Source organism: Asticcacaulis aquaticus (genome assembly GCF_028550415.1).
In the GTDB taxonomy this organism is placed as follows: Bacteria; Pseudomonadota; Alphaproteobacteria; order Caulobacterales; family Caulobacteraceae; genus Asticcacaulis; species Asticcacaulis aquaticus.
The window spans coordinates 1-12850 of sequence record NZ_JAQQKX010000017.1; the positions used below are offsets into that span (position 1 = coordinate 1).

The following is a 12850-nucleotide window of genomic DNA, read 5'->3' on the forward strand; positions in this document are numbered from 1 at the left end:
TTGTCTATTAAGAGACCGCATCGACGTCGTGTATTCCAAATCATACTCAGTATCTCAACTGAGCCGCTGGACTACCGCCGCCTGCGTTTCTCTTTCCATATCTACAATGTCAAGGACCACCACACGAGCCAGCCGAACCGGCCCGGGGAACAACTTTAACCTAGCTGTCAGAAGGAGCGGCGCTTATACCGCTTCAGATTTTTAAGTCAATCAGTTTTTTCAAACTTTTTCGACCCGCCCGCTTCCAAAACCGTAAGGCCTTTTCAGCGGAGAACGGCGTATATAACCGCTCGATTTTTTCAGTCAAGTCTTTATTTTAAAAAAGTTTTTCGACCATTTTAAAATCAGTAACCTGACCGTTCCGCATCCGACACCAGAAGGTTTCGTGTGCAGCGGAGCGGCGTAGATAGTCATCCTTGCCACCCCTGTCAACCGACAATCTTAAAAGATTTTCAATCGACATTCCCAACCACAAAACACATTCAAGGCCTTGGTTTTACTGAGGTTTCCCTCACCTAAACTTCGTCGCTTGGCTGTGTCCGTCGCCGGGAGGGCGGTGTCTAAAGGCCGCCCGGTCGAGAGTCAACGCCCCTTCGGCACTTTTTGCCGCCTATCCACAGGGCATAGGTTATTTGTGGCGCAACTCAGCCTTTTCAGCTCCGTTTGCGGACAGTTTCATCGGTACAGTTTCCTTATTCAGAGTTACCGCCCGCACGAAATCGACCGTTACGTCCGTGACGAGACCAAATTCCGCAGAGGTTTGACCTCCAATCAACTGATGCGTCCCCTCTTTAACAATAAGCGCGTAGCTCCCCTTCACCGGCGTGCCTTCGAATGGCAACAGGTGATCGTGCCAGTCAGCCGTGAACCCCGGTACGACGTCCTTGTCGCCGGTCACCATCAGCAACGGTACTTCCAAAGATGTATAGGCGGCAGGGTTGATCAGCCCGGGGATATTACCGGGGCTTGAAAAGCAGACCACGGCCTTGACGGCGGCGTTGCGAACGGGGGCCACGTAGGTCAAGGCACCGCCCAGCATCAGGGCGAACAGCGAGCCATAGCTATGCCCAATGGCGATCAGCGGCAAACCGTTCGCCGTTGCGGCCGCGTATCCGCCCAGATGCGCCATGTCCTCAATGCGGTCACCGAAGGCCTTTTTAAGATCAGCTCGCTCGGCGTCGGCGATTTTCAAGGAGTCGGTATGCAACGGTGCCAGCACCGTATAGCCCGCCCCCACCAGCACCTGAGCCAGCTTGTCATACTGCGTAGGCCAGCTGTTACCGCCATGAGAAAACAGGATGTAACCTGTTGGCTTAGGTGCGTCCCAGCGCGTGACCTGAAGGATACGTCCCGACCTGAGTTTCACATCGAACGTCGAGGCCGTGACCTGGGCGGTGGCGGCTGTGCCGACAAGCGGCAAAAGTCCTATACCGAACAGAGCGTGACGGCGGGTAATATGTGACATGATCAACCTCACTTTTCAGAGGCTATACGAAAGGTTTCCCGCGTAACTGTAAAGTCAGTTTCCGTCTTTTTTCAAAAGCGCGCGCCCCCTGCCCTTGACCAGCGCCGTAACGACCCCGCGCCAGGTCCGCACCTCCTGCTCCGTCAGATGTGCCCGGTTCAGGGCCACCCGCAGATTACGCTGCATCGACTCCTTCTTTTCAGGGGGGAAGAAAAAGCCTGCGGCATCGAGCTCGCGTTCCAGATGCTCATAAAGCCCGTGCAGCTTGTCCAACTCCGCCGGCTTGTCGAAATTCTGAGTGAAGGCGGCCTTTGGCGCGTCCATGATCTTCAGGCGCCACTCATAGAGAACGATATTCACGGCCTGAGACAGGTTGAGCGACTGAAACGCCGGATCGACGGGGATGGTGACGATCGACTGACACAGGGCGATATCGAAGGTTTCCAGCCCGGCGCGTTCGGCACCGAACAGCAGGCCGGTCTTCAGGCCCTTCTGCGCATTATCATAGGAGTCGTCGGCGCACTGGCGCGGCGTGCGGATCGGCAGGTGCGTTTCGCGCGGGCGAGCCGTCGTCGCATAGACCATGTTAAGATCGGCAATCGCTTCGGCGACCGTCTCATATATAGTGGCGTTGTCGAGTGGCCAGTGCGCGCCGGACGACATGGCCCAGGCGCGTTCCTGCGGCCAGCCATCGCGCGGGTTTACGATACGCAGTTCGCGCAGGCCGAAATTGGCCATGACGCGGGCGACCGAGCCTATATTCTCGGCCATTTGCGGGCGATCAAGGATCACGCACGGCAGGGTCAGGTCGGGGCGTTCGACGGGCGGCGCAGGGCGATTGTCTTTCATGTGCCCGCTTTAACCTAAACGCATCGCAGACACAAACCGCCAAACGCGCTTACGCCGAGGCGGCCCCGGCACGGGCTCCGGCTAAGGCCTGCCGCAGAGCGTGCGCTTCGTGTTCAAGATCTTCTATACGAAGGGCATGCAGGTCCGCACCGATCTTGCGCGCGGCCTTGCTCAGCACGGCCACCTCATCCGGACGGTACAGGTCACCCGACGGTTTAAGCTCCAGAAGAAAAAAGCCGCTGACCTCGTTGCGGTAAAGCATCGGCAGAATCAGTGCCGCGCCCACACCTGCGGCCAGATCAAAGGTCACCGGCTGCAAATCCGCCCGCAATCGCACCAAAGCTGCCAGATTCGAGTCGATATGCGCGACACCGCTCCCCTCGGCCAGGGCATAACCACCGGCCTCGCGACGATAAAGTCGCACCGCCGCACCGCCGGAAAACCGGCTGAATTCAGCCACGGCGGCCTTTTCGAGCGCATCCCCGTCGTCATAAAAGCCTGAATCGGTCACGAACCGCTCCAGCGCCGCTTCGTTGTCGTGCCATTTACGGAAAAAGACGTTCTCCACGCCCTTTTCGACAAAAGTCTGGATGTGGTGGAAAGCAAAGAATATCCCAAGGGCGATCGTGGCATCGACCCACAGATTGTCCTGAAGATGGGCAGGCAGCAGCTTTTGCAACCCCCATTCGCTCAGACCGAAGGCCAGAAGCACAATAGCCGACACCCCCGCATAGACCAATGCGCGGTTTACCGCAAAGCCGATATCGATGACCCTGTGCCGCAATACCGCGTAGACGAACAGCAGCGCTCCCAGCAGGGGCAGGATCATGTGCACCCAGACCAGAGGCTGACTCAGACTGCGTCTGATATCGAGAACGTTCATGAGCAGGTTCAGCATGTAGCTGAGCATGATCAGGCCGATGGCGGTCGCCAGCAGAAGGTAGCGCCCCCGCTCCCCGGTGGGCGCTTCACGCCACCCAATGACCAGAACGGTCAGTGTGGCAAGGCTCGACAAGGTAATGCTGGTAAACGCAACGAAATAGGTGATGACCTCGTTAAAGCCGAACACCATCACCCCGGTACACATGGTATAGACATAGGGCAGGTTGAGCCCCACCGCGATAATCGGGCACAGGATGACCAATGCGCGCAGGGTCGTCCGGTAGCGACCACCCCGGTCCCGCCGGAAGCGATAGGCAAAGACCAGAAACAGAGATGTCGCCCCCACGATCATAAGGGTGCTCATGACACGGATCAGGGTGAAGGCCGGTTGCCAGTCTTGCCAGATGAAGACGCCATTGTGCGGAATGCTGCTGGCCGCCAGCGCCGCCCCCAGCCAGAGCAGGGTAAGGTCATTGCGACTACGCAGGATAACGACGAACGCCGCCAGACAGGTGATCAGCTTCACCACATCCGCAAACAACGCCCGGATCGTGGCGTCTTTCAACGCGTCGGTTAATTGAAACCGTTTCGGCATTATAGTGACGTCGCGTCCCCCCCCTTCGGTCATGACCTTCAGGCGTACAGGTTCACTTTCACGATACGGGCCCAGATTGTCCTTCGGGTCCAGCATCCGGATGTGATCGCCGGCTCTGAGCCCGGCGCGTTCCGCCGCCCCCCCGGGCGTCACGGTTTGCAGCACGGTGCTGGCGTCGCTCATCAGGCGAGCGTCGGGCATGCCGATATCGCCCTCGCCCACACGCAAGGTCAGATTGCGGTGAATATCGCCGCCCAACTGCATGAAGGCACAGGCCGCGATCAGCAGGGCCATTATCCGCCATATTATAAAGGCCCGACGCCCCTCGACAGCTGTTTGCGTGTTGACCATACCCGCCCCCTTCCTTCAGTCCTGCCCGAAGATTCGCAAGACGCCCGCCATCTTGCTCCCTACACCCTGATTTTCACCTAAGCAACTCCACCTCACAGGTGACAAATCCGCACCGGCAAAATTCGCATTTCGCCAGTAAAAACACGTCTTACGCCACGCCTTGCGCATTTCGCCCTTTGCTTAAGCTGAGGCTTGACGCTATAGGAGGCCAACCGAAACCACCTTTCCAAAGGGAACGCACTATGGCGAAGATCAAGGTAGCCAATCCGGTCGTCGATATCGACGGCGATGAAATGACCCGTATCATCTGGCAGTGGATCAAGGACAAGCTGATCCATCCGTACCTTGATATCGATCTGCAATATTTCGATCTGGGCATGGAAAACCGCGACGCCACCGACGATCAGGTGACCATCGATGCCGCCGAAGCCATCAAGGCCTGCGGCGTCGGCGTCAAGTGCGCCACCATCACCCCGGACGAAGCCCGCGTGAAGGAATTCAGCCTCAAGAAGATGTGGAAGTCGCCGAACGGCACCATCCGCAACATCCTCGGGGGCGTTGTGTTCCGTGAGCCGATCATCTGCCAGAACGTGCCGCGCCTCGTCCCCGGCTGGACCCAGCCGATCGTCGTCGGCCGGCACGCCTTCGGCGACCAGTACAAGGCCACCGACTTCCTCGTCCCCGGCAAGGGCACCCTGACGATGAAGTTCGTCGGCGAAGACGGTCAGGTCATCGAGCACGAAGTGTTCAAGTTCCCGGGTTCGGGCGTCGCCATGGGCATGTACAACCTCGACGAATCGATCCGCGACTTCGCCCGCGCCTCGTTCGAATATGGCATCGCGCGCAATTATCCGGTCTATCTGTCGACCAAGAACACCATCCTGAAGGCCTATGATGGTCGCTTCAAGGACATCTTCCAGGACATCTTCGACGCCGAATACGCGGCGAAGTACAAGGAACTGGGCCTGACCTACGAGCACCGCCTGATCGACGACATGGTCGCCTCGGCGCTGAAGTGGAGCGGCGGTTTCGTCTGGGCCTGTAAGAACTACGACGGCGACGTGCAGTCAGACACCGTGGCTCAGGGCTACGGCTCGCTGGGCCTGATGACCTCGGCTCTGGTCACCCCGGACGGCAAGATCATGGAAGCCGAAGCCGCTCACGGCACGGTAACCCGTCACTACCGTCAGCATCAGCAGGGTCAGGCCACCTCGACCAACTCGATGGCCTCGATCTTCGCCTGGACGCAGGGCCTCAAGCACCGCGCCAAGCTGGACGACAATGCCGAACTGACGCGCTTTGCCGAAACCCTGGAAAAGGTCTGCATCGACACCGTCGAATCCGGCTTCATGACCAAGGATCTGGCGCTGCTGGTCGGCGATCAGCAGGGCTGGCTGACGACCGAAGGCTTCCTCGACAAGATCTCCGAGAACCTGTCGAAAGCGCTGGCGGCCTAAGCCGATCCTCTTCTGAGGTACTATTGAAGGGCCGTCCGTTCGCGGGCGGCCCTTTTTGCGCTCTTAACCACCCCTTTGCAGCGCCGCCGCATTCGCCCATACTCAGCTTATGCGTTTCCGATTAGGTTCGGTGAAAATTAGAGCACGTCCCGATCTGGTTGGATCGGAACCGTGCTCTAATCTTTTGTTTTGTCGCGCATTTAATTCCCAAAACCGCCAAAAAAGTATTTTGGCACTTTTTGGAATGCGCTCTAGGGACCTCTACGGCATGAAGATTTTTCACTGCGGCAATTGCGGCAATACGACCTTTTTCCATAATCGCAACTGCGTCAACTGCGGTTACCGTCTGGGCTTTTCACCGTTGAGCCTCGAATTGAGAGCCGTCGATCCGATCGGCACGGACACCACGGGCAAAGCGCTATGGCGTCCGACGGGGCGTGAGCGCACCTACCGCTTCTGCGAGAACGCCAAGACCGACGTCTGCAACTGGCTGGTGGCGGACGGTGACGACAGCGTCTTTTGCCGCGCCTGCCGGCACAACCGCCTGATTCCCAACGATCTGGATACCTTCCGCCGTATATCGGAAGCCGAGCGGCACCTGTTCTACGCCTTCCTGAAATGGGATCTGCCCGCCCCGGACCGCAAGGCCGATCCGGAAGGCGGCATGGTCTTCGACTATCTCGAAGACTCGCACCTGCCCGACGGCTCGTGTCAGCAGGCCATGACCGGCCACGACGAGGGCGTGATTTCGATCCGCGCCGCCGAGGCCGACGACGCCGTGCGCGAGACCGTCCGCGCCCAGATGGGCGAGCCTTACCGCACCCTGCTCGGCCATTTCCGCCACGAAAGCGGGCACTTCATCTGGAACAAGCTGGTGCGCGATGCCGGTCTGATCGATCAGTGCCGCGCCGTCTTCGGCGACGAAAGCGTCGACTACGATCAAGCCATCGCCCGTCATTACAGCGAAGGTCCCCCCCGTTTCTGGGCCGACACTTATATCAGCACCTATGCGTCCATGCATCCGTGGGAAGATTTCGCCGAAACCTTCGCTCACGTGCTTCACATTACCGACGCACTGGAAACCGCCCACTGCTACGGCATGGCACTGAAAGCCCCCAATCCGGAGCTCCTGACCGCCGAGGTCGATTTCGACCCTTATGGCATTACCGATTTCGAGAAACTGGCCGATGTCTGGGTGCCGCTGAGCCTGGCCATCAATTCCATCCACTCGGCCATGGGCGAGCGACCGCTTTACCCGTTCATCCTGTCGCCGCGGGTGCGGGAGAAGATGGGCTTCGTGCACAAGCTGATAACGCGTCAACCGGTTTAAATAAGGTGCGCTTCGGCCTCGGTAGCCCCGGCTTCTTCGCCCGCGATGAGAAACAGGTCACGCGCCTGACGCCAGCAGAGCTGAGCCTTTTCGCGCTCCCCCTGGGCATCCATGCACGTCGCCAGACTGCGGACATGTTCGGCGCGCATCAGCGGATCAATGCCCGGAACGCGCTCCAGCAGGGCGACCGCCTCACCGAGATAGGATCTGGCCATCTCGAAATCTTCGCCGAACAGGAAGATATCGCCCATATGACGCAACACGACGGCCAGCGCCAGGGCGTCACCCTTGTCACGCGCCACAACCGCCAGATCGCCCAGATCGTCCAGCGCGCTTTCAAAATCGCCCTGATCGCGTTTAAGCAAGGCGACGCGCAGCGCCACTTCGATCAAGGCATCCACATCGCGCGTTTCGCGGGCCGCATTCAGCGCCTGTTCCAGCAAGTCTTCGACCGCACGCGTCGTGGCTTGGCCGTCGGGCTTGCTTTGTAACTGATCGACGCGTTCAAGAAGGTCATCTACGGTAAAATTCATACTGGGGCTCCGGCTTTCAGGCCCCGCCTCGGTGGAGATCATACCACACCCGCATATTAAAATGCCGTGGGCTTTTCTCCGCGCGTTTTGGCAGGGCGACAGGCCGGTTTTTCCGTGTTAACCATTTCCGTTCGTATGGTTTGGGGAAATACGCGTGTTCAAGACCTTGTCGATCGCCATCATCGTCGCCGTGCTTGTGGCGCTGTTCGGCTTTGCTATCGGACCCGTCTGGGCCTTTTACGACCTGCGTTCGGCGGCAGAATCCGAGGATATCAAGAGCCTGTCGGAACTGGTCGCCTTCGACGACGTGCGCGCCAGCCTGAGAGCGCAACTTCTGGCCGAAGCCAAGGGCGATGTCACCGCCGCCCCACCGCCGCCCTCGGTCCTGCGCGATCCCATCGGCGCCATTGGTCGCGCCATCACCGATATCGCCGCGCCGCCCCCCAAAACACCTATCGTCGATGTCGATTCGTACCTGACGGCCAAGGGTCTGCTGGCCCTGTCCTACGGCGCGGGCAAGGACGCCAATCTGGTCGAGCCGCGCGAGTTTTCGCCCAAGCCGCCCATGCCGCGCATCCTCTACTGGAGCATCGACCGTGCGCGGTTAGGGATCAAGCAACCCGATATCGGCGTCACCGTCTTTACGATGAAGCGCAAGGGCCTGTTCGCGTGGCAGATCACCCATATCGGCCTGCCCGACCCGGAGGCGCTTGAGGCGACCGGTGACGCCGCCTCGCCCGCCGCCGATTTCGGCCCGGATGCGAAATAAATACCTCCCCATCTTTGATGGGGAGGGGGACCGCACGAGCCACGAAGTGGCGAGATGTGGTGGTGGGGGTTCTTGCTTTCCTTCCAACGCCAAGCTTGATAAACCGCCTTCATGTTCGATACCCTCAGCCGCGTCCTCCTGTTCTTTAGCTTCGTTGCGCTCGGCGCCCTGCTGGTGCGGACGCGACGGCTGAAAGCCGAGGGCCTTGATGGCCTGAGCGCCTATTTCTACTGGCTGGGGTTTCCGGCTTATCTGATCCACGCCTTTGCGCAGCTGCCGCGACCAGACGCGGCGATGTCGGGTTGGCTGGCGCTCTATGCCGGGGCCTTCGTCCTGTCGTCGGGCCTGTGTCTGCTGGCGGCGCGATCGTTCAAGGCTACGCGCGGCGAAGCCACCGGCGCGGGCATGGCGGCCTTCATTTCCAACAGCGCTTTTCTGGGGATGCCTATCGCGGCAGGGCTCTTTGGCCCCGACGTGCTCAAGGTCGCGCCTCTGCTGTTCGTCGCCGATTTCCTGATTCTGTTCTTCATCGGCTGCGCGGGCCTGTCTCTGGCCAGCGGTCACGGCATCGGACTGGCGCTTAAGCGCACGATGCAGAACCCGACCGTGCTCGGGTCGCTGTTCGGCGTCGGGCTGATGCTGGCCGGTATCAAACTGCCGCCCATGGTCGATCAGGCGTTCGACATTCTGGGCCGCTCGTCGGTGCCGGTGGCGCTGGTCGCTCTGGGCGGCATGCTGGGCCTGATGCCGCTGAAGCAGTTGAGCGGTCTGACGCCGGTCACGATTATCGCCGTCGCCGGTAAACTATTGCTGGCCCCTGCCCTCATGGCGGTCGTCATGCACGTCGCGGGCGTCCCGCCGCTGATGTTCAGGGTCGCGGTGTTCCTCGCCGCCTGCCCCACGGCGGTCAGCGTCTTCATTCAGGCGCGCATGTACGGCCTGTGGTACGAGGGCGCGGCGGTATCCATTGCCCAGTCCACCGTCATTTCGCTGTTTACCCTGTCGGGGCTGGCGCTGGTCTTGACTCATCTGTGAACGGCGTCTAAAGCGAACCTGTCTTTTCGGGGAGTAACCGCGCCTGAATTTTTCAGGCGGATTACGTCAACACACTTGTCCGGCACGGACATGGCGTAATCAGAACAGGTGAGACCGACGACCTGCCTTGCCGCCATACGTGATTGGCCGCGGTAAAGCGGGTTGTTGTGTGTCACACCCTGGCCGGTCACAGATAAGTTTTACCGTGGACGCCTTCCTTAATTCGACCGCCCTCGTCGCCTTCTCCGAAATCGGCGACAAGACGCAACTGCTCGCGCTGATCCTTGCCGCGCGTTACCACAAATCGATCCCGATCATCTGGGGCATTTTCTTTGCTACCATCGCCAATCACGCCCTGGCGGCGTGGGTCGGGCATTTCGTGTCCGGACTGGCGCTGACCACCTATATGCCGTGGATCGTCGCGGTGGCCTTCATCGCGCTGGGTTTGTGGATATTGATCCCTGATAAGATGGACGACGACGAAGCGCCGAAAAAGGACTATGGCCCCTTCATCACCACCCTGATCGCGTTTTTTCTCGCCGAGATGGGCGACAAGACGCAGGTCGCCACCGTGTTTCTGGGGGCGAAGTACGAGGATGCGTTTTTCTGGGTCGTCGTCGGTACCACGTTTGGCATGATGCTGGCCAATGTCCCCGCCGTCCTGTTCGGCGACAAGGTGCTCAAGATCGTACCGATGAAAATCGTGCGTTATGCCGCCTCAGCCCTGTTTATCGCGATTGGTCTGTTCAGCGTCTGGCAGATCGTCACGGCGTAACAAAAAAGCCGTCCGGTTCGCACCGGACGGCTTTTTAATTCATATGCCGGGCATTAGATCGCCGCTTTGATGGCATCCAGACCAGCATCGGCCTTGGTTGCATCCGGCGCACCGCCCTGAGCGAAGTCGGCCTTACCGCCCGCGCCCTGACCACCCATGGCGATCACAGCCGCCTTGGCCAGTTCCGCGGCATTGAAACGCCCGGTCAGGTCCGGCGTCACCGCCACGGTCACCGCCGCCTTGCCGTCCAGAACGCCGACCAGCGCCACGACGCCCGAACCGACCTGCTTCTTGAAGTCTTCGGCCAGAGGACGCAGATCCTTACCGCCGACGCCGTCCAGCACACGCGCGATGACTTTGACGCCATTGATCTCTTCCGGGCCCGAGGCCGCCCCGCCGCCGCCCACCGCCAGCGCGCGCTTGGCGTCGGCCAGTTCTTTTTCCAGACGCTTGCGGTCGCTGATCAGGGCCTCGACGCGGGCCGAGACCTGCGCCACTGGCACCTTGAACTGATCGGCCAGCGCCTTGGCAACGCCCGCCTGCTCCAGCAGGTACTGACGCGCGGCCTCGCCGGTCACCGCTTCGATACGGCGAACCCCGGCAGCGATACCGCCTTCGGAGACGATCTTGAACAGGGCGATGTCACCCGTGCGGTAGACGTGGGTCCCGCCACACAGTTCGACGCTGAACCCGCCCTCGCCTTGCAACGCATGGCCGAGGCTGAGGACGCGGACTTCGTCGCCGTATTTTTCACCGAACAGCGCCACGGCACCGGCGGCAATGGCGGCTTCCGGGGCCATCATCTTCGTCGTCGCGGCCTCGTTTTGCAGGATGACAGCATTGACCTCGGCCTCGATGCGCTCGATCTCTTCCGGCGTCAGCGGCGCGCCGTGGCTGAAATCGAAACGCATACGCTCGGCATCGACCAGTTGCCCCTTTTGCGCGACGTGCGCGCCCAGAACGTGTTTCAGCGCAGCGTGCAAAAGGTGCGCGGCGGAGTGGTTCGAGCGGGTCGTGGTGCGCTTTTGCGCGTCAACGCTGAGATGCACGTCATCGCCGACAGCCAGAACGCCCTCAGTGATTTCGACATCGTGGACGATCAGGTCGCCGGCCTGCTTATGCGTATCGAGGACGCGGCCTTCGCCACCCGCCCAACGGATCGTGCCGGTATCGCCCGCCTGCCCGCCGCCTTCCGGATAGAAGGGCGTGCGGCCGAAAACAACCTGTAGGTTGTCGCCAACCAGGCCTTCGGTGACGCTTTCGCCGTCCCTGACGATGATCACGGCCGGGCTTTGGGTGTCGAGATCGTCATAGCCGACGAATTCCGACGCGCCGGCCTTGTCACGGATCGAGAACCATTCGGCCTGAACAGATTTTTCGCCGGAGCCCTTCCAGTTGGCACGGCCCTTTTCCTTTTGCAGCGCCATGGCGGCGTCGAAGCCGTCGGTGTCGACCGTCAGGCCCTTGGCGCGCACAGCGTCCTGAGTAAGATCAAGCGGGAAGCCGTAGGTGTCATAAAGCTTGAACGCCGTGTCGCCCGACAGGACTCCGCCTTCGCTGAGATCGCGCGTCGCGTCATCGAGCAGGTTCATGCCGCGGCCCAGGGTGCGGCGGAAGCGCTCTTCCTCCTGACGCAAGGTCTCAACGATGGTCGCCTCGGCGCGCTTAAGTTCGCCGTAATGATCGCCCATTTCGCGCACCAGCACCGGGGCCAGACGCGGCATCAGAGGCTCATTGGCACCCAGCAGATAGGCATGGCGCATGGCGCGACGCATGATCCGGCGCAGGACATAGCCGCGGCCTTCGTTCGACGGCGTGACGCCATCAGCGATCAGGAACGAGGTCGAGCGCAGGTGATCGGCGATGACGCGGTGCGACGGCAAAGCCTCGCCTTCGGCAGCAACGCCGGTTTCGGCAACGCTGGCCGAGATCAGGGCCTTGAACAGGTCGATATCGTAATTGTTGTGAACGCCTTGCAGCACCGCCGCGACGCGCTCAAGCCCCATGCCAGTGTCGATCGAGGGCTTGGGCAGGTTCAGGCGCGTACCGTCCGGTTGCTGATCGAACTGCATGAAGACCAGATTCCAGATTTCGACGAAGCGATCGCCGTCTTCTTCCGGCGAGCCCGGAGGGCCGCCCCAGATATGGTCGCCGTGGTCGTAGAAAATTTCCGTGCACGGCCCGCAGGGGCCGGTATCGCCCATTGACCAGAAATTGTCCGAACCGGCGATGCGGATGATGCGATCGTCGGAGAACCCGGCGATCTTCTTCCACAAATTGAAGGCTTCGTCGTCGTCGATATAGACGGTCGCCAGCAGGCGATCCTTCGCCAGGCCATATTCTTTTGTGATCAGGTTCCAGGCGTGTTCGATCGCCTGTTCCTTGAAATAGTCGCCGAAGGAGAAGTTCCCCAGCATTTCGAAGAAGGTATGGTGGCGCGCCGTATAGCCGACATTGTCGAGGTCGTTATGCTTGCCGCCCGCCCGCACGACCTTCTGAGACGTCGTCGCGCGCTTGTAGGGCCGCGTTTCCGCGCCCGTGAAGACGTTCTTGAACTGCACCATGCCAGCATTGGTGAACATCAGCGTCGGGTCGTTTTGCGGCACCAGCGACGAGGACGACACCACTTCGTGGTCGTTCTTGGCGAAGTAGTCGAGGAAGGTCTGACGGATTTCGTTTAAGGAAGGCATGGGACTCCGAACGGCAGGGCCGGTCCAAATGAAGCACAGATTCCGCCGTATATAGAGGTCTTGCCCCTTTGCGCAAAGACCTTTGCGACACCGTAGGTATTTTTTGCGCTGTTTGCAAA

The 12850-nt window shown here is 60.3% G+C and carries 10 protein-coding genes and 1 riboswitch; of the genes, 5 read left to right on the plus strand and 5 right to left on the minus strand.

Features of this window, described 5'->3' with window-relative positions:
- Nucleotides 1-628: 628 nt before the first annotated feature.
- Genes PQU92_RS16475 through PQU92_RS16485 form a run of 3 tightly spaced genes read right to left on the minus strand, consistent with a single transcriptional unit; the run spans nucleotide 629 to nucleotide 4085 of the window.
- On the minus strand, nucleotides 629-1465 hold the full coding sequence (locus PQU92_RS16475; protein ID WP_272749358.1) for an alpha/beta hydrolase: 837 nt from the start codon (nucleotides 1463-1465) through the stop codon (nucleotides 629-631).
- 54 nt (nucleotides 1466-1519) lie between these two features.
- Nucleotides 1520-2314, minus strand: a complete 795-nt coding sequence (locus PQU92_RS16480; RefSeq protein ID WP_272749359.1) for an RNA methyltransferase — start codon at nucleotides 2312-2314, stop codon at nucleotides 1520-1522.
- A 49-nt stretch (nucleotides 2315-2363) separates the two neighbouring features.
- On the minus strand, nucleotides 2364-4085 hold the full coding sequence (locus PQU92_RS16485; protein ID WP_272749360.1) for a PDZ domain-containing protein: 1722 nt from the start codon (nucleotides 4083-4085) through the stop codon (nucleotides 2364-2366).
- Nucleotides 4086-4384: 299 nt separating this feature from the next.
- On the opposite strand from PQU92_RS16485, the gene PQU92_RS16490 reads away from it, so the two are divergent.
- Both PQU92_RS16490 and PQU92_RS16495 read left to right on the plus strand, forming a co-directional pair.
- Complete coding sequence (locus tag PQU92_RS16490) at nucleotides 4385-5599, plus strand: NADP-dependent isocitrate dehydrogenase (RefSeq protein ID WP_272749361.1); 1215 nt, start codon at nucleotides 4385-4387, stop codon at nucleotides 5597-5599.
- 268 nt (nucleotides 5600-5867) lie between these two features.
- Nucleotides 5868-6929, plus strand: coding sequence for a zinc-binding metallopeptidase family protein (locus PQU92_RS16495; RefSeq protein ID WP_272749363.1), 1062 nt, complete (start codon nucleotides 5868-5870; stop codon nucleotides 6927-6929).
- On the opposite strand, the gene PQU92_RS16500 is transcribed toward PQU92_RS16495, so the two are convergent.
- Nucleotides 6926-7462 carry a tetratricopeptide repeat protein gene (locus PQU92_RS16500; RefSeq protein ID WP_272749364.1) on the minus strand — a complete coding sequence of 179 codons (537 nt, stop codon included), beginning with the start codon at nucleotides 7460-7462 and terminating at the stop codon, nucleotides 6926-6928. The two genes, PQU92_RS16495 and PQU92_RS16500, sit on opposite strands and share 4 nt — an antisense overlap.
- Before the next feature lie 154 nt (nucleotides 7463-7616).
- Between PQU92_RS16500 and PQU92_RS16505 the strand changes: the two genes are divergently transcribed.
- From PQU92_RS16505 to PQU92_RS16515, 3 genes are all read left to right on the plus strand, one after another.
- Nucleotides 7617-8231, plus strand: a complete 615-nt coding sequence (locus tag PQU92_RS16505) for a DUF2939 domain-containing protein (protein ID WP_272749365.1) — start codon at nucleotides 7617-7619, stop codon at nucleotides 8229-8231.
- A 111-nt stretch (nucleotides 8232-8342) separates the two neighbouring features.
- Nucleotides 8343-9266 carry an AEC family transporter gene (locus PQU92_RS16510; protein ID WP_272749366.1) on the plus strand — a complete coding sequence of 308 codons (924 nt, stop codon included), beginning with the start codon at nucleotides 8343-8345 and terminating at the stop codon, nucleotides 9264-9266.
- Between the two features lie 16 nt (nucleotides 9267-9282).
- Nucleotides 9283-9455, plus strand: a riboswitch (yybP-ykoY riboswitch).
- 16 nt (nucleotides 9456-9471) lie between these two features.
- Complete coding sequence (locus PQU92_RS16515) at nucleotides 9472-10041, plus strand: TMEM165/GDT1 family protein (protein ID WP_272749367.1); 570 nt, start codon at nucleotides 9472-9474, stop codon at nucleotides 10039-10041.
- Nucleotides 10042-10094: 53 nt separating this feature from the next.
- On the opposite strand, the gene alaS is transcribed toward PQU92_RS16515, so the two are convergent.
- Complete coding sequence (gene alaS, locus PQU92_RS16520; RefSeq protein WP_272749368.1) at nucleotides 10095-12731, minus strand: alanine--tRNA ligase; 2637 nt, start codon at nucleotides 12729-12731, stop codon at nucleotides 10095-10097.
- Nucleotides 12732-12850 lie beyond the last annotated feature (119 nt).

What these genes read in the sequence shown, in the direction of transcription:
- PQU92_RS16475 (WP_272749358.1), bottom strand. Translation starts at nt 1,465, where the DNA reads ATGTCACATATTACCCGCCGTCACGCTCTGTTCGGTATAGGACTTTTG.
- PQU92_RS16480 (WP_272749359.1), bottom strand. Translation starts at nt 2,314, where the DNA reads ATGAAAGACAATCGCCCTGCGCCGCCCGTCGAACGCCCCGACCTGACC.
- PQU92_RS16485 (WP_272749360.1), bottom strand. Translation starts at nt 4,085, where the DNA reads ATGGCCCTGCTGATCGCGGCCTGTGCCTTCATGCAGTTGGGCGGCGAT.
- PQU92_RS16490 (WP_272749361.1), top strand. Translation starts at nt 4,385, where the DNA reads ATGGCGAAGATCAAGGTAGCCAATCCGGTCGTCGATATCGACGGCGAT.
- PQU92_RS16495 (WP_272749363.1), top strand. Translation starts at nt 5,868, where the DNA reads ATGAAGATTTTTCACTGCGGCAATTGCGGCAATACGACCTTTTTCCAT.
- PQU92_RS16500 (WP_272749364.1), bottom strand. Translation starts at nt 7,462, where the DNA reads ATGAATTTTACCGTAGATGACCTTCTTGAACGCGTCGATCAGTTACAA.
- PQU92_RS16510 (WP_272749366.1), top strand. Translation starts at nt 8,343, where the DNA reads ATGTTCGATACCCTCAGCCGCGTCCTCCTGTTCTTTAGCTTCGTTGCG.
- alaS (WP_272749368.1), bottom strand. Translation starts at nt 12,731, where the DNA reads ATGCCTTCCTTAAACGAAATCCGTCAGACCTTCCTCGACTACTTCGCC.